The 16,123-nt window shown below is 71.2% G+C and carries 11 protein-coding genes and 1 tRNA gene; 7 read left to right on the top strand and 5 right to left on the bottom strand.

Annotated features, from left to right (window positions below; genetic code table 11):
• The first annotated feature begins 25 nt into the window (after window positions 1-25).
• On the top strand, window positions 26-2,764 hold the full coding sequence (locus STRCI_RS07935) for an exo-rhamnogalacturonan lyase family protein (RefSeq protein ID WP_269658144.1): 2,739 nt from the start codon (window positions 26-28) through the stop codon (window positions 2,762-2,764).
• Window positions 2,765-2,771: 7 nt separating this feature from the next.
• Here the strand turns inward: STRCI_RS07935 and STRCI_RS07930 are convergent, their stop codons facing one another.
• Window positions 2,772-5,153: an SCO7613 C-terminal domain-containing membrane protein gene (locus tag STRCI_RS07930; RefSeq protein WP_269658143.1), complete on the bottom strand. Its 2,382-nt coding sequence runs from the start codon at window positions 5,151-5,153 to the stop codon at window positions 2,772-2,774.
• 48 nt (window positions 5,154-5,201) lie between these two features.
• Between STRCI_RS07930 and STRCI_RS07925 the strand changes: the two genes are divergently transcribed.
• A complete protein-coding gene (locus tag STRCI_RS07925) occupies window positions 5,202-5,648 on the top strand; it encodes an SRPBCC family protein (RefSeq protein ID WP_269658142.1) in 447 nt (148 codons plus the stop codon).
• A 39-nt stretch (window positions 5,649-5,687) separates the two neighbouring features.
• Window positions 5,688-5,759: transfer RNA gene (locus STRCI_RS07920), tRNA-Val, on the top strand.
• Between the two features lie 66 nt (window positions 5,760-5,825).
• On the opposite strand, the gene STRCI_RS07915 is transcribed toward STRCI_RS07920, so the two are convergent.
• Complete coding sequence (locus STRCI_RS07915; protein ID WP_269658141.1) at window positions 5,826-6,551, bottom strand: 3'-5' exonuclease; 726 nt, start codon at window positions 6,549-6,551, stop codon at window positions 5,826-5,828.
• A gap of 168 nt (window positions 6,552-6,719) precedes the next feature.
• On the opposite strand from STRCI_RS07915, the gene STRCI_RS07910 reads away from it, so the two are divergent.
• The 3 genes from STRCI_RS07910 to thrS all read left to right on the top strand — a co-directional run bounded on the left by STRCI_RS07910 (window position 6,720) and on the right by thrS (window position 10,577).
• On the top strand, window positions 6,720-7,286 hold the full coding sequence (locus STRCI_RS07910) for a DUF4365 domain-containing protein (protein ID WP_269658140.1): 567 nt from the start codon (window positions 6,720-6,722) through the stop codon (window positions 7,284-7,286).
• Entirely contained in the window at window positions 7,283-8,509 is a 1,227-nt protein-coding gene (locus STRCI_RS07905; RefSeq protein WP_269658139.1) for a hypothetical protein, read from the top strand. The genes STRCI_RS07910 and STRCI_RS07905 overlap by 4 nt, the downstream gene beginning before the upstream one ends.
• 91 nt (window positions 8,510-8,600) lie before the next feature.
• On the top strand, window positions 8,601-10,577 hold the full coding sequence (gene thrS / locus STRCI_RS07900) for a threonine--tRNA ligase (RefSeq protein ID WP_269658138.1): 1,977 nt from the start codon (window positions 8,601-8,603) through the stop codon (window positions 10,575-10,577).
• A gap of 40 nt (window positions 10,578-10,617) precedes the next feature.
• Here thrS and STRCI_RS07895 read toward each other — a convergent pair whose 3' ends face one another.
• Window positions 10,618-11,277: a potassium channel family protein gene (locus STRCI_RS07895; protein ID WP_269658137.1), complete on the bottom strand. Its 660-nt coding sequence runs from the start codon at window positions 11,275-11,277 to the stop codon at window positions 10,618-10,620.
• 78 nt (window positions 11,278-11,355) lie between these two features.
• Between STRCI_RS07895 and STRCI_RS07890 the strand changes: the two genes are divergently transcribed.
• Window positions 11,356-11,904, top strand: coding sequence for an HIT family protein (locus STRCI_RS07890; protein WP_269658136.1), 549 nt, complete (start codon window positions 11,356-11,358; stop codon window positions 11,902-11,904).
• Between the two features lie 46 nt (window positions 11,905-11,950).
• Here the strand turns inward: STRCI_RS07890 and STRCI_RS07885 are convergent, their stop codons facing one another.
• Both STRCI_RS07885 and STRCI_RS07880 read right to left on the bottom strand, forming a co-directional pair.
• Window positions 11,951-13,606 (bottom strand): hypothetical protein, encoded by a 1,656-nt coding sequence (locus STRCI_RS07885; protein ID WP_269658135.1) that lies wholly within the window; start codon window positions 13,604-13,606, stop codon window positions 11,951-11,953.
• A gap of 210 nt (window positions 13,607-13,816) precedes the next feature.
• Window positions 13,817-16,015 carry an elongation factor G-like protein EF-G2 gene (locus tag STRCI_RS07880; RefSeq protein WP_269658134.1) on the bottom strand — a complete coding sequence of 733 codons (2,199 nt, stop codon included), beginning with the start codon at window positions 16,013-16,015 and terminating at the stop codon, window positions 13,817-13,819.
• Window positions 16,016-16,123 lie beyond the last annotated feature (108 nt).

Below are 16,123 nucleotides of genomic sequence, written 5' to 3'. Positions count from 1 at the left end.
ATCCACTCGCACGGAAGGAAAGGCCATGTCCCCCATCCCTCGCAGGTCCCTGCTCAAAGCGGCCGCCGTCGCCGGAGCCGCCGCGCAGTTCAGCTGGGCACTAGGGGCGAAGGACGCGCAGGCCGCGCCCGGAGCCGCCGCCGGTGACGGCGATCCCGTCACCCTGGACTGGCTGGAGGACGGCGGTCTCGGCGCCGCGCCCGGCTCGACCGTCGGTGTGCCCTGGCCGAGGGGCGCCTTCCAGGAGGACCAGACGTTCGCGCTGACGGACGCCGATGGCAAGGCGGTGCCCGTACAGACCTGGCCGCTCGCCTACTGGCCCGACGGATCCCTCAAGTGGACCGCACACGCGGTAAGTTCGGGCGGCTCCGGCGAGCTCACCCTCGCCGCGGGCGAGGCCGCCGCCCCCGAGCAGAAGGTCACCGTCGACAAGAGCGGCGGGACGATCGATGTGTCGACCGGCGTCATCACCGCGAGGATCGGCAAGTCCGGCGCCACGCTCATCAAGTCGGTGACCCGGGGATCCACGGAGATCGCCCGCAACGGCCGCCTCGTCCTGATACGCCAGCCCGAGATCGAGGACGAGGACCAGGGCGCGGTCAAGACCGAGCGCTTCGACGGCGCCATCTCCGAGGTCACCGTCGAACAGGACGGCCCGGTCCGCGCGGTCGTCCGCATCGACGGCAAGCACCGCAAGGGCACCCGCAGTTGGCTCCCCTTCTCCCTCCGCCTCTACTTCTACGCGGGCGCCGACTCCTTCCGCATGGTGCACACCGTCACCTTCGACGGCACCCAGGAACCCGGCAAGGCGAGCGGCGACTTCATCCGCGGCCTCGGTGTCCGCTTCACCGTCCCCATGCGCGATCAGTCCTACGACCGCCACATCCGCATCGGCGGCGAGGGCACCGGCCTCCTCCGGGAGGCCGTCAAGGGCATCACCGGACTGCGCCGCGACCCGGGCGCCGCCGTCCAGGCTGCCCAGTTCGAGGGCAAGAAGCTGCCCGATCCGGCGACTTGGGACCAGCGGGTCACCACCCGTCTTCAGTACATCCCCGAGTGGGGCGACTACACCCTCTCCCAGCTCTCCGCCGACGGCTTCACCCTGCGCAAGCGCACCAAGAAGGGCCACGGCTGGGTCGGCGCCGGCGGGGGCGGCCGCGCGAACGGCTTCGGGTACGTCGGTGGCGTCAGCGGCGGACTCTCCTTCGGCCTGCGGGACTTCTGGGAGAAGTTCCCCGCCCAGCTCGACATCCGCGACGCCCAGACCGACGAGGCCGAGGTCACCCTCTGGCTCTGGTCGCCCGAGGCGCAGCCCATGGACCTGCGCTTCTACCACGACGGCATGGGCCAGGACGCCTTCCCCGAGCAGCTCGAAGGCCTCAACATCACCTACGAGGACTACGAGCCCGGCTTCGGCACCCCCTACGGCATCGCCCGCACCTCCGAACTCCTCTTCTGGGCCAACGAGTCGACCCCGTCGGCCGACCAACTGGCCCAGCAGATAGAGGCCGTACGCGTACTGCCGCAACTCGCCGCCCCGCCCAGGCAGCTCATCAAGGCCGGAGTCTTCGGCCCCGGCCTGTACTCCGAGCCCGACCGCTCCACCCCTGCCAAGGCCAAGATCGAGGACCACCTCGACTTCCTCTTCACCTATTACAAGGACCAGGTGGAGATGCGCCGTTGGTACGGCTTCTGGGACTACGGCGACATCATGCACACCTACGACACCGTCCGGCACCAGTGGCGCTACGACATCGGCGGCTACGCCTGGGACAACTCCGAACTGTCGCCGGACCTCTGGCTCTGGTTCGCGTATCTGCGCTCCGGCCGTGCGGACATCTTCCGCTTCGCCGAGGCGATGACCCGGCACACCGGCGAGGTCGACGTCTACCACCTGGGCGAATGGGCGGGCCTGGGCACCCGGCACGGAGTGCAGCACTACGCCGACAGCGCCAAGCAGCAGCGCATCGCCAACACCACCTACCGGCGCTACTACTACTTCCTCACCGGCGACGAGCGGGTCGGCGACCTCATGCACGCCAACGTCGACTCCGACGAGACCTTCCTCGTCCTCGACCCCATCCGCAAGATTCGCACCGAGCCGTACACGCCCGACCGGCACGCGCTGTCGATCGGCTTCGGCACGGACTGGAGCGGTCTGGTCTCCGCCTGGCTGACCGAGTGGGAGCGCAAGGGGCCCAAGTGGGAGAAGGCCAAGGCGCGCGTCCTGTCCACGATGGAGACGATCGCCGCCCAGCCCAACGGGTTCGTCCAGGGCACCGGCCTCTACGACCTGGACACCGGGAAGTTCGCCGTCGCCGACAAGCCCGTGGTCGGGGTCTCGCACCTGTCCGCCGTGTTCGGCCTCAACGAACTGTGCGCCGAGCTCATCGACCTCGTCGACATGCCCAAGTTCAACGAGGCGTACTTCGACTACTGCCGCTACTTCAACTCCACCAAGGCCGAGCAGGCGGCGCGCTACGGCTCCAACTTCGGGACGCTGCTGCTGTTCCAGGGCCACTCCCGGCTGGACGCCTACGCGGCCGTCAAGACCGGGGACGAGAAGCTCGCCAAGCGGGCGTGGGAGAAGTTCTACAACTCCGACGGATACAAGGAGTCCGCGCCCTGGAAGACGGAGAAGCTGAGCGGTCCGGTCACCTTGGTCCCCGGCAGCGAGGCCACCTGGGTGTCCACGAACGACACCGCGCTGTACGGCCTCGCCGCCATCGAGAACCTGGCCCTGCTCGGGGACAAGATGCCGTAGCGACCGCCTAGTTCATCCTGCCCAGCGCTTCCCGCATCCGTCGCACATCCCTGATCCGCTGCTCGTAGGTCGCGCCCAGTACGAGCAGCAGGAGTCCGGCGAGTGCGGGAAGGGCCCAGCGGGGGAGGGCGTCGGTCACCTGGACGATGTACGGGGACAGTTCGTGCAGGGCGTCCAGGGCGAGCACCGCGCCGCCGAGCAGCAGCGGTGCCTGGAGCTGGTGGCCGCCGCCCAGCAGGGTGAGCGACAGGGCCGCCAGGCCCAGCAGCAGGGGGCGCGTCCAGTGCGGGTCGGCCCAGGCCGCGATCAGGCTCGGCAGGAGGGTCGTGGCCAGGCCCGGCCCGTACGCCGTCCAGGACGAGGTCCGCGGCTCGCGGCGCCTGCGCAGGGCGCCGACGAGCAGGGCCGGGATCGTCACCGGCAGCGTGTACGCCTCGGGTGTGCCGACCTCCCAGGCGGCCAGGCGGACCCAGGTGGCCAGGACGAAGAGGGCGGCGGACGCGTAGCCGACGACGCGGCGGTCAGGGCGTAGCGCCGTGGCCGCGGTGATCACTCCGCACAGGGCGAGGACGAGGGCGAGCATCGGGGGGTCGGTGACCGTGAGGCCGATGGCGAGCAGGGCCGCCGCGGCGCCGGTCGCCTCGATCGGGAGCGTCGCCCGGTGCGCGCTGCCGAGGCGGTGGGCGAGCAGGGCGGCGGTCACCGGGACCGTCAGCACCAGCAGCGCCGTGTGCTGCGGCTGCCAGTCGGCGGCGGCGCCGATCGCGCAGGCCAGGGCGGTGGCGTAGGCCAGGGCCGCCGGCGCGGCGAGCTGCGGCAGGCGCCGGGTCGCCACCGCGAAGAGGACGGTCAGCGTCGTGAGCACGGCCAGGGTCGCGGACTGTGCGGCCAGGGCGAGGAGCGCGGCGTGAGCGGAGGTGACGCCGGCGAGGACCGCGGCGGTCAGGGCGGTGGGGGCGGTGGGCAGCAAGGAGGCGGTCGGCGCGATCGGCAGCAGGGCGGTCGCGGTGAGCGCCAGCGCCACCAACAGGCCTGCCTCGTAAGGCAGTTCCAGCACCGTCGGGAACACCAGCGCCGTCGCCCAGGCCAGACCCAGAGCCGTCGGCCTCGCCCAGGGGCGGCCGGAGAACGCCAGGACCGCCGCGACGGCGGCCAGGACCAGCGGGGCCGTCTCCGTGTACGGAGGCCAGGGCACCTCGGCCGTCACCGCGGCCCTGATGTCCGACGGCGCGCCCGACCAGGGGCGCTCGATCCAGGCGAGCGGTCCCAGCAGCGTGACGGCGACGAGCTGCGCCGCCCACAGCGCGGCCAGCGCCTGGACACCGGCGGACGCCAGGGCCAGGCCCCGCCGGACCGGTTCAGGGACGCTCGGGACGCGCAACACCGCCAACAGGGCGATGGCGCAGGCGAGATACGCCGGAACCGTCCACACCTCAGGCAGCACCACGCGCGGGACACCGCCCAGCGCGGCGACCAGCAGCACACCGCCGACCGGGGCGGTCAGCCTCGCCGTACGCCAGGCCGCCGTCAGCGCGATCGCCGCGCCCAGGAGGAGGAGCGCCGCCGCACGGGCGGCGGCGCTCGGACCGGTGGCCGTCAGGGACAGACCCCCGGCCGTCAGCACGCCCCAGGAGCCCATCCCGCACGCCGCGACGACGGCCGCGACCCGTACGGAGCGGGCGGGCACCCGGAGCGCCACAGCCGTGTTGAAACCGGCCGTCACCAGCAGCGCGGCGGCGAACTCGAAGAGCCCGGCATCCGCCGCCAACGCCCACAGCGGCAGCGGGAGTTGGGCCGCCGCCAGCGCGGAGGGCAGTGGCAGCCGCAGCTCGGCCGTCCGCGGCAGCAGACCGTACGCCGTCCAGAGCACCGCCAGCGCCGCCGCCGACACCGCCGTATATCCGACGCCGTCCACCTCGCCCAGCGCGACCTCGTGGAGCGCGTACGCGTCCAGCACCGTCAGCGCCAGACCGAGCCCCGTCACCGCCTCCGCCGTCGAGCGCAGCCCACGGGCCAGCAGCGGGAGCGGTGCGGCGAGCGCCGCCACCGTGATCGCGCCCAGCACCGCGGCCCGGCCGACGATGCCCAGGTGGCCCCAGCCGACCAGGGTGAACGCCAGCGCGGCGATCGTGAGCAGGGTGCCGCCGAGGATCAGCAGCACGTTCTGCACACGCGGCGGCGCCGCCTCGGGGCGCTGGGCCGCCGGCGGTGTCACCGCCCTCGGCCGGGCAGCGTCCAACGTGGCGACCAGCCAGCCGCGGCGGGCGAGCAACTGGGACCGCCGGGCGTCCAGTTGTCGCAGCTCCGCGTCGAGGAGCCGCAACTCCTCGGCGGGGGAGGGAATGTGCGTCATACCTCGGAGTGTGGTCCGGGTCACGGCGTACGACATGAGTGCGGGTACTCAGTACGTACTCAGATCCGGTGCCACACTCGGCCCATGGACTGGTCCCATTACCGATTCCGCAGCCGGTGGACCCTGCCCGCGCCGCCCGCCGCCGTCTACGCCGCCCTGGAGCGCGCGGAGGACTATCCGCACTGGTGGCCCCAGGTGCGCGAGGTGAACCGGCTCGACGACACCAGCGGGGTGATCCGCATCCGCTCGGTCCTGCCGTACGACCTGACCTTCACCGCGCGCGAGGTGCGGCGCGATCCGGCCGCCGGGGTGCTGGAGATCGCCATGGCCGGTGACCTGGAGGGCTGGGCGCGCTGGACCATCACCCCGGCCGGCACCGGCAGCCTGGCCCGCTACGACCAGGTCGTCGAGGTGCGCAAGCCACTGATGCGCCGGCTCGCCGTCCCCGGACGGCCCCTCTTCCGCGCCAACCACTGGCTGATGATGCGGGCCGGACGACGCGGTCTGGCCGCCCACTTGGAAGCGGTTTGAAGGAAACCCGCGAGGGCCTGTATTGTTCGGTGCGTTCCCGGGCGATTAGCTCAGTGGGAGAGCGCTTCGTTCACACCGAAGAGGTCACTGGTTCGAACCCAGTATCGCCCACCGGGAAAGGCCGGTCCGCATCAGCGGACCGGCCTTCTTCATGCCGCTGCGCTCATGCCGCCGTGCTCATGCCGCCGCCGGAAGATCCGGACGCAGCGGCCACGCCGGGTCCACCGCCTCCTCCGATCCGCTGCGCGCGAACCACGCCTGAAGTCCCCGCGCCTGCGCCGCGTGCCACACCGCTTGCAGCGGGTGCAGTTCGGCGGGCGAGAGCCGCTCCAGACGCGCCGCGAAACGATTCCCCACCGCCCGTACGACTTCCAGCGCCGCCAGCGCGTCCGCGCCCGCGTCATGCGCGCCGTCCAGCGCGACGCCGTAGTGCGCGCACAGGTCGGTCAGGGTGCGCCTGCCCTTGCGATAGCGGTCCAGATGCTTGTCCAGGACCCTCGGATCGAGCACCAGCAGCGGGGACGTCTCGAACCAGTGGTCCAGGGACGACGCCCGATGGCGGCGCAGTTCACGATCGAGCAGGGTCAGGTCGAACGGCGCGTTCATCACCACCAGCGGGCGGCCCGCGACGGCCTGTTCGGCCAGTACCTCGGCTATCTCCTGCATCACCGGCGCCGGCCAGCGGCCCTGGCGCTGAAGATGCTCCTCCGTCAGTCCGTGCACCGCCGTGGCCGCCTCCGGCACCGGCACGCCCGGGTTCACCAGCCACCGGGTCACCCGTGGCCGGGTGCCCGGGGCGTCCTGGACGACGACGGCCGCCGAGACGATCCGGTCGGTCTCGACGTCCACGCCAGTCGTCTCCGTGTCGAATGCCGCCAGCGGGCCCTCATACCAGCTCGCCATATCTGCACAACCCCTCGTTCACCCACGGCAGCTGACGCACCGTCTTCTGCCTGTTTGGTGATACCCGGGCTGTTTGCGTCGTACGCCGGAAGGACACAACAGGAGTGCGGGTCTTTGCAGTTCAGCGGCCCGCCACGCGGACTGGCTCGGTTGGAAAGGCTGTTGGTCATGGCGATAGCGCAGCCCGAGCGGGGCGGGCTGCTGCCCGAACGCACGGGCACTCATCGCGGCACGCTCGCCACCACCGCCTGCATGGAGACCCTGCAGGTGGGCTATCTGCACGCCGTCGCGGCCGCGGCCGGCTGCTCGCTGTCGCAGCCCTTCCCGGACAACGGCATCGACTGGCACGTCAGCCACAGCGCCCCCGGACATACGGTCGACGACGAGGTCACCATCAAGGTGCAGCTCAAGGCCACCTATCAGATCGCGCCGAACCCCCCGGGACGGTTCTTCTCCTTCACGCTCGACAACGACCATCTGCGCAAGCTCGCCCGCACCCCGGTCTCGGTGCACAAGATCCTCGTGGTCATGCTCGTGCCGAGGTCCCAGGACGACTGGCTGCGCGCCAGCCACGACCGGCTCGACCTCAGGCACTGCTGCTACTGGGTCAACCTCGCCGGCCACCCGATCACGGGCCGCAACCGGACCACCGTGCGGATCCCCACCTCACGCATCTTCGACGACCGGGCGCTGTGCGAGATCATGACGCGCGTCGGGACCGGAGGCAGGCCATGACCCACCGCCCCGTCCAGGACGTGCTGCGCCCAGTGCGCCCGCACCCCGGCGACGACATCTGGGACCGCGCCCCGCAGCCCACCGAGGTCGACCCCGCCGTCCTCGGCGCCCTGCTGCACCGGCACGGCTGGCAGCGGCGCGGCGGCGCCCCGGGGCGCTACGGCCGCTGGACCCCGCCGGGACCGGGCACCGGCGGCACGAGCCTGCTGGTGCCCGAGAGCCGCGCCTTCCCCGACAGCGACGACCTGCTCGGCGAGGCGCTCGACGCCCTCGCCCGCAGCGGCACCCCCTCCGCGCGGGAGGTCCTCGTCGGCCTCGCCGTGCCCAGCGACGAGATCCGCTGGTGGCGCGACGTGCCCAGCGGCCCGGCCGGGGCCGCCCCCTGGGCCGTGGAGGAACAACTGCGCGCCGCCGCCCGGCAGACGCTGCTCGCCGGCGCCCTCGCCACCCGCGCGCGTGCCGGGTACTACGGCGCCCGGCACCGCCGGTCCGCCACCGCCCTGCTGGACAGCGTGCTCGTCGGCAGTGCGACCGGCGGCCGGCTCACCTCCTTCGTGCCCGTCGGCCCCGGACGCGCCCTCGCCGTACGCCTGCACCAGGCCGTCCACGCCACCCGGGAGGCCATCGACTACCAGCGGGCCACCGGCGGCATGGACGCCTTCGACGGGGCCGTCGAGGCGGGCGTCAGCCGAGAGCTCACCGAGGCCCTGGTCGCGCTGGTGCGCGGGACCGAGGGCGCGCGCATCGCCGTCGAATGGGCGCCGGCGGCCGGAGTGCCCGACGGCTGCGCGGGCTCCGGGGAGCCGGTCGAGTTCTCGCCGGGCGATCTGACCGTGCTGCGCGAGGCCGGGGCCCGCTATCTGCGCGAGGAGCCGTCCGTGCCGGTGCGGATCACCGGCGCGGTGGTGCGGATGCGCCGCTCGGGGCCGCGCGGCGAGGGCAGCGTACGGCTGCGGGTCATCGCCGGGGCCGAGGTCCCGCACGTCCGGCTCACCCTCGACGAGGAGGTGTACCGCATCGCCGGCCACGCCCACCTGGTCGGACTGCCGGTGCGGGTGACCGGGCGGCTGGAGAGCCGGGGCGGGTTCCGTCGGCTCACCGGGGCCTCCGAGGTCGTACCCGTCCAGGTGGACGAGGCGGAGCGGGACCGGCTGATGAAGTCGCTCCAGGAGAACGTGGACTTCTTCGAGGAGGCCTGCGGCGGGGAGTACGACGGGGACTGATTTCGCCCTCCGAGGGTGCGGGTCGGTACGATCCCGTAATGCGCGCGCTCCCGGTATGGCGCCGCACCCCACCTTCAGTCAGGAGAGACCGGTGTCAGACGTCCGTGTGATCATCCAACGCGATTCCGAGCGGGAAGAGCGCGTGGTGACGACGGGCACATCGGCGGCCGACCTCTTCGCCGGCGAGCGCTCGATCATCGCCGCGCGCGTGGGGGGCGAGCTCAAGGACCTGTCGTACGTCGTGGCCGACGGCGAGGAGGTCGAGGGCGTCGAGATCTCCTCCGAGGACGGTCTGAACATCCTGCGCCACTCCACCGCGCACGTCATGGCGCAGGCCGTGCAGGAGCTGTTCCCCGAGGCCAAGCTGGGCATCGGCCCGCCGGTGAAGGACGGCTTCTACTACGACTTCGACGTCGAGAAGCCGTTCACGCCCGAGGATCTCAAGGCCATCGAGAAGAAGATGCAGGAGATCCAGAAGCGCGGGCAGAAGTTCGCCCGCCGTGTCGTCACCGACGAGGCCGCCCGTGAGGAGCTCGCGGGCGAGCCGTACAAGCTGGAGCTGATCGGCCTCAAGGGCTCGGCCTCCTCCGACGACGGCGCGGACGTCGAGGTCGGCGCCGGTGAGCTGACGATCTACGACAACCTGGACGCCAGGACCGGCGACCTGTGCTGGAAGGACCTCTGCCGCGGTCCGCACCTGCCCTCGACCCGGCTGATCCCCGCGTTCAAGCTGATGCGCAACGCCGCCGCGTACTGGCGCGGCAGCGAGAAGAACCCGATGCTCCAGCGCATCTACGGCACCGCCTGGCCGTCCAAGGACGAGCTGAAGGCGTACCTGGACTTCCTCGCCGAGGCCGAGAAGCGCGACCACCGCAAGCTGGGCAACGAGCTGGACCTGTTCTCCATCCCGGAGCAGATCGGTTCCGGCCTCGCCGTGTTCCACCCCAAGGGCGGCGTCGTCCGCCGGGTGATGGAGGACTACTCGCGCCGCCGGCACGAGGAGGAGGGCTACGAGTTCGTCTACACCCCGCACGCCACAAAGGGGAAGCTCTTCGAGACGTCCGGGCACCTCGACTGGTACGCCGAGGGCATGTACCCGCCCATGCAGCTCGACGAGGGCGTGGACTACTACCTCAAGCCCATGAACTGCCCGATGCACAACCTGATCTTCGACGCGCGCGGCCGGTCGTACCGTGAACTGCCGCTGCGGCTGTTCGAGTTCGGCACGGTGTACCGCTACGAGAAGTCGGGCGTCGTGCACGGCCTGACCCGAGCGCGGGGCTTCACGCAGGACGACGCGCACATCTACTGCACCCGTGAGCAGATGTCGGAGGAGCTCGACAAGACGCTCACCTTCGTCCTGGGCCTGCTGCGCGACTACGGTCTGACCGACTTCTACCTGGAGCTGTCGACCAAGGACCCGGAGAAGTTCGTCGGCTCCGACGACGTCTGGGAGGAGGCGACCGAGACGCTGCGCCAAGTCGCCGAGAAGCAGGGCCTGCCCCTGGTCCCGGACCCGGGCGGCGCCGCCTTCTACGGCCCGAAGATCTCCGTGCAGACCAAGGACGCCATCGGCCGTACCTGGCAGATGTCGACCATCCAGCTCGACTTCAACCTGCCCGAGCGCTTCGATCTGGAGTACACCTCGGCGGACGGCTCCAAGCAGCGCCCGGTCATGATCCACCGCGCGCTGTTCGGCTCCATCGAGCGGTTCTTCGCGGTGCTGCTGGAGCACTACGCGGGCGCCTTCCCGGCGTGGCTGGCCCCGGTCCAGGCGATCGGCATCCCGATCGGCGACGGGCACGTGGACTACCTGGCGAAGTTCGCCGCGGCCGCGAAGAAGAAGGGACTGCGGGTCGAGGTGGACTCCTCCTCCGACCGGATGCAGAAGAAGATCCGCAACGCCCAGAAGCAGAAGGTGCCCTTCATGGTCATCGCGGGCGACGAGGACATGGCCAACAACGCCGTCTCCTTCCGCTACCGCGACGGCTCGCAGGAGAACGGCATCCCCTTCGACGAGGCCATCGCGAAGATCGCGCGGGTCGTCGAGGAGCGGACGCAGGTCTGATCCGGTGATGTGAGGCCCTGACGACAGGCCCCCGGGGAGTTCAGCTCCCCGGGGGCCTGCGGTCGCTCTCCCGGGAGAAGATCTGCAGGAGCCAGGACGAGAACGATCCGGTCACCGCGCCGAGCAGGGCCAGACCGCCGGCCATCATCGCGATCGCGATCGTCCTGCCTCGCGTGGTGACCGGGGTGATGTCGCCGTAGCCGACCGTGCTGAGCGTCGCGGCGGCCCACCACAGCGCGTCTCCGAAGGTTCGCATGTCGGCTCCCGGCGCTCCGCGTTCCGCCTGGTAGACGGCGAGTGAGCCGGCGAAGCCGAGCAACAGGGTCGCCAGACTCGCGTACGCGATCACGCGCGCGTGCAGGGAGAGCCGGGGCTCCCCCTGCCGGCGCTGGATGACGTCGTACAGCGGCACGATCCGCAGCGGCCGCAGGAGCGGCAGGACGACCACGCACGTGTGCAGGAAGTGCGTCCTGGCGAAGTGCAGCAGGTGCCCCCCGAGGAGTCGCCAGCGCACCACGTAGTCCACGGCGAAAAGCACCCACAGAGCGACCATCGTGTACCCGCACACGTTCGCCCACACATCCGGCATGCCCACCGCCAGGACGCGGGCGGCGTAGGCGGCCAGGAACAGCAGCGACGCCAGGAACAGCGGGATTTCGGTGCGCTGCTCCCAGCGCGTATAAGGGCTGTCGTCGTCCACTGGCCCAGCTTGGCCGGTGGCGGCCCTCCCGTCGCCCCGGCGACACGCCGCGAACGGACGAAGCCATATGCTGCACGCATGACGAGTGAGCCGGAGCAGCAGTGGGGAGTGGGGATCCAGGACGCGTTCCAGCGCCTGTGGACGCCCCATCGGATGGCGTACATCCAGGGCGAGAACAAACCGACCGGCCCCGGAGCCGACGACGGTTGCCCCTTCTGCTCGATCCCGGCCAAGTCCGACGAGGACGGCCTGGTCGTCCGGCGCGGCGAGCAGGTGTACGCGGTCCTCAATCTGTACCCGTACAACGGCGGCCATCTGATGGTCGTGCCCTACCGTCATGTCGCGGACTACACCGACCTCACCGAGCCCGAGACGATCGAGCTGGCGGCGCTGACCAAGCAGGCGATGACGGCTCTGCGCACGGCCTCGGGGGCGCACGGCTTCAACATCGGCATGAACCAGGGCACGGTCGCGGGTGCGGGCATCGCGGCCCATCTGCACCAGCACATCGTCCCGCGCTGGGGCGGCGACACGAACTTCATGCCGGTGGTCGGCCACACGCGGGTGCTGCCGCAGTTGCTGGCGGACACGCGGAAGATGCTGGCGGAGGCCTGGCCGAAGGCTTGAGACGAGTGCCGCGGCCGTCCCCGCCGGGGGCGGCCGCGGCACTCCGTCACGCGTCGTACACGTCGGCCTTGCGGGGCGCGGGGTCCTGGACGGCCCCGCTGAGGAAGGCGGAGCGCGCCCCGAACTTCTCGGTGTCCACGCCGTTCTCCCGAAGCACCTTGATCGCCGCGGCATGCACCACGCGCAGCACCGGTGTGGCCGCGCGCAGCGCGTCGTCGGCCATGAAGCGGTGCCGCCAGGGCTTGTCCGCCCAGGCGTGCCGCAGGCCGAAGGGCTCGGGCAGGCTGAGGGTGCCGCCGAGCCAGTTCAGCAGCGGCGGGTACCAGCCGAGCGGGGCCCGGGCGGCGAGCCGGACCACCTCGTCGGCGTTGACCAGCGGCAGCTTGATCGTCCGGGTCTCCCAGGGCTTCAGCGACTTCTGGACCGACTTCGTGGGGGCCTCGGACTTCGAGGTGAACAGGGAGTGCACCGGCCCCAGCGCGTGCCCGGTGACCTCGATGCGCAGCGTCTCGTGCAGCACGGTCACCGTGATCAGCATGGTGATCACCAGCTGTCCGTCCCACAGCGTCCACTGCACGCCCAGGTAGTGCCGGTTGCCCGCGCCGAACTGCTGCTTGTTGCAGATGTCCTGTATCGCGTGCTGCTTGATCTGGTAGGCGTCCACGTCGGTGCCGTCGGGGCGGGAGACCGACTTGGCGTTCTCCCCGATCGGCGTGACGACCCAGTGCCGTATGGACGGGGTCGGGAAGCCGCCGGTGTTCAGCGGGCCGCGGGTGAGCATCTTCAGCTGGTCGTGGATGGACCGTATGACGTCCCAGCTGCGGAAGGGGTGGATCTCGCGGTCCGGGTCGGCCTGGACCAGGTCCTCGGCGAGCTGCCAGCTGCCCCAGCGCGTGCCCATGCCGAGGATGCCCTTGGGACCGGCGTAGAACACGGAGTTGGACTGCTGCTCGGCGCTGAGCTTGGCCAGGGACTGACGCAGTTGCTCGGCGGCGGTCTCGCCGGGGCTGCTCGGTACCGCCTCGGGGACCTTCGCGCCGACGCTGCTGCCGGCCAGCAGGCTGTCCCAGCGCTCGCGCAGGTCCTTGGCCGTGCGCTCGCAGATCTGCTTGGCCAGGTACCAGCCGACGACGGGCAGGACGACGGCCCCGCGCGCGTACCAGGCCCAGAAGCCGGTGAACGGCATCCGGATCAGGAAGATCACGGCGAGGGCGCCGACCGCGACGAGCAGCGCGGTGGCGAGCGTGCCCGCCCGCTTGTCCTCGCGCTTGGCCATGGCGGTGCGCAGCTGGAACACCAGCAGCCAGGTCAGCAGACCGGGCAGGAACAGCACTCCGCACAGGACCATGACGACGGTCAGGCGGTTGTCGCGCTCCTTGCGGATGTTGTTGGCCGCCAGGCAGTGGTCGACGACGACCGCTGGTTCGGCGCCGAAGGACTGGATGAGCGACCCCCGGCCGGGGCCGACCATGCGGTTGACGACCGCGCGGGAGAAGGCCTCACCGAGGTTCGGCTTGAACAGCTTTATCTTGCCCGCGTTGACCTTCGACTCGTGCCACTCGCTGTTGGCGTCCAGGATCTTCTCGACGTCACTGTCGCGGTAGGCCGCCGAGGCCAGCGCGAACGTCGCCGTCTGTCCCTCGTCGCCCGTGCGCGGCACCTGGGGACCGAAGATGTCCCCGTAACCGCTGTCAACGGTCATTCCCGCCCCCGATCGCCGCCCACTGTCGTTCTGCGGCCTTCCCGACTTCCGTGCCCGGCACACCTGTTGATCAGGTCATCAGCGTATCCGCAGCCACCGACAATTCGTCGGCGGACGGCCGAAGCCGCCCGCCGACGCGGAGGGGAGCGTTCCACAAAGGCCTTTCGGGTGGGGCGCGTTCGGCCCCACCCGGGTTGTGCCCGGTGCCAACTACGCGGAATCCCGCATCTCTTCGCGGATCCTCTCGGCGACCTGCTGCGGCATCGGCTCGTGCCGCGCGTAGGAGCGGTTGAAGCGGGCGGTGCCGTGCGACAGGGAGCGCAGATCGACCGCGTACCGGCCGATCTCGATCTCCGGCACCTCGGCGCGCACCAGTGTGCGTGCGCCAGGCGTCTGCTCGGTGCCGAGCACCCGGCCGCGGCGCCCGGACAGATCGCTCATCACAGCGCCCACGTACTCGTCGCCGACCAGCACACTCACCTCGGCCACCGGCTCCAGCAGATGGATCTTCGCGTCGGCCGCGGCCTCCCGCAGCGCCAGCGCCCCGGCCGTCTGGAAGGCGGCGTCGGAGGAGTCCACCGAGTGCGCCTTGCCATCGAGGAGCGTGATCCGTACGTCGATCAGCGGATGACCGGCGGCGACACCCTTGGCGGCCTGGGCCCGCACGCCCTTCTCGACGGACGGGATGAACTGCCGCGGCACCGCCCCGCCGACCACCTTGTCCACGAACTCGATGCCCGAGCCACCGGGCAGCGGCTCGACCTCGATCTCGCAGATGGCGTACTGCCCGTGCCCGCCGGACTGCTTCACATGCCGCCCGCGCCCGGCCGACTTGTCCGCGAAGGTCTCCCGGAGGGAGACGCGGTGCGGGACCACGTCGACCTGGACGCCGTAGCGGTTGCGCAGCCGCTCCAGGGCGACGTCCGCGTGGGCCTCGCCGAGGCACCACAGGACGACCTGGTGGGTGTCCTGGTTCTGCTCCAGGCGCATCGTGGGGTCCTCGGCGACCAGCCGGGACAAGCCCTGGGAGAGCTTGTCCTCGTCGGCCTTGCTGTGCGCCTGGATGGCGAGCGGCAGCAGCGGGTCGGGCATCTCCCAGGGCTCCATCAGCAGCGGGTCTTCCTTGGCGGAGAGCGTGTCGCCGGTCTCCGCGCGGCTCAGTTTGGCGACGCACGCCAGATCGCCCGCGATGCAGTGGGTGAGGGACCGCTGCTGCTTGCCGAACGGCCCGGACAGCGCGCCGATCCGCTCGTCGACGTCGTGGTCCTCGTGCCCGCGGTCGGCGAGCCCGTGGCCCGAGACATGGACGGTCTCGTCGGGGCGCAGGGTGCCGGAGAAGACGCGGACCAGCGAGACCCGGCCGACATACGGGTCGGAGGCCGTCTTCACGACCTCCGCGACCAGCGGCCCGCCGGGGTCGCAGACCTTCAGCTCGCGTGGCTTGCCGTCGACGGTGGTGACCCGGGGTGCCTCGCGCTCCAGCGGGGTCGGGAAGCCGCCGGTGACCAGCTCCAGCAGCTCGACGGTGCCGAGCCCCTGCCGGGCGCCCTCGGCCGCGGGGGCGGCGGCCAGGACGGGGAAGAACACCCCGCGCGCGACGGCGCGTTCCAGGTCCTCGATGAGCGTGCTGACGTCGACCTGCTCACCGCCGAGGTAGCGGTCCATGAGGGTCTCGTCCTCGCTCTCGGCGATGATCCCCTCGATGAGCCGGTTGCGGGCCTCCTCGATCTGCGGCAGCTGGTCCTCGCCCGGCTCGGACTCCTTGCGCTCCCCGGAGGCGTAGTCGAACAGCTTCTGCGACAGCAGCCCGATCAGCCCGGTCACGTGCGCGTGCCCGTCCGGTGCCTGCGGGCCGTGCAGCGGCAGATAGAGCGGGAGCACGGCGTCGGGGTCGTCGGCGCCGAAGGCCTCCGCGCAGATCCGCGTCATCTCCTCGTAGTCCGCGCGCGCGGACTCCAGATGCGTGACGACGATGGCGCGCGGCATGCCGACCGCCGCGCACTCCTCCCACACCATGCGGGTCGAGCCGTCCACGCCGTCCGAGGCCGAGACGACGAAAAGGGCCGCGTCCGCCGCTCGCAGACCGGCCCTGAGTTCCCCGACGAAGTCGGCGTATCCGGGGGTGTCCAGAAGATTGATCTTGATGCCGTCCCATTCGACGGGCACCAGGGAGAGCTGTACCGAGCGCTGTTGCCGGTGCTCGATGTCGTCGTAGTCGGAGACGGTGCCGCCGTCCTCCACGCGGCCCGCCCGGTTCACCGCTCCCGCGGTGAGCGCGAGAGCCTCCACCAATGTCGTCTTGCCCGATCCGGAGTGGCCGACCAGCACCACATTCCGTACGGACGCGGGGTGGTCGGCCGCTGTAGCCCTGCCGGCGGCTCCGGGGTGTGCGTTCGCCTTGTCGCCCATGATCCTGCCTCCCGTGCACGGTGAGGTCGCTGTGGGCGCGGACATGCGGACCCGCGTGCGGTGGCGGCTCCGATGACGCCCGCGGTCCTTCGAGCTTTCCACTCCCGT

The sequence above is a fragment of the Streptomyces cinnabarinus genome (genome assembly GCF_027270315.1).
Classification (GTDB): domain Bacteria; phylum Actinomycetota; class Actinomycetes; order Streptomycetales; family Streptomycetaceae; genus Streptomyces; species Streptomyces cinnabarinus.
This window is presented reverse-complemented; position numbering and strand designations above follow the sequence as displayed.

Bases quoted from the DNA above. Each gene is read 5' to 3' on its own strand.
- STRCI_RS07935 (WP_269658144.1), top strand. From the start codon at position 26: ATGTCCCCCATCCCTCGCAGGTCCCTGCTCAAAGCGGCCGCCGTCGCC.
- STRCI_RS07930 (WP_269658143.1), bottom strand. From the start codon at position 5,153: ATGTCGTACGCCGTGACCCGGACCACACTCCGAGGTATGACGCACATT.
- STRCI_RS07925 (WP_269658142.1), top strand. From the start codon at position 5,202: ATGGACTGGTCCCATTACCGATTCCGCAGCCGGTGGACCCTGCCCGCG.
- STRCI_RS07915 (WP_269658141.1), bottom strand. From the start codon at position 6,551: ATGGCGAGCTGGTATGAGGGCCCGCTGGCGGCATTCGACACGGAGACG.
- STRCI_RS07910 (WP_269658140.1), top strand. From the start codon at position 6,720: ATGGCGATAGCGCAGCCCGAGCGGGGCGGGCTGCTGCCCGAACGCACG.
- STRCI_RS07905 (WP_269658139.1), top strand. From the start codon at position 7,283: ATGACCCACCGCCCCGTCCAGGACGTGCTGCGCCCAGTGCGCCCGCAC.
- STRCI_RS07890 (WP_269658136.1), top strand. From the start codon at position 11,356: ATGACGAGTGAGCCGGAGCAGCAGTGGGGAGTGGGGATCCAGGACGCG.
- STRCI_RS07885 (WP_269658135.1), bottom strand. From the start codon at position 13,606: ATGACCGTTGACAGCGGTTACGGGGACATCTTCGGTCCCCAGGTGCCG.
- STRCI_RS07880 (WP_269658134.1), bottom strand. From the start codon at position 16,015: ATGGGCGACAAGGCGAACGCACACCCCGGAGCCGCCGGCAGGGCTACA.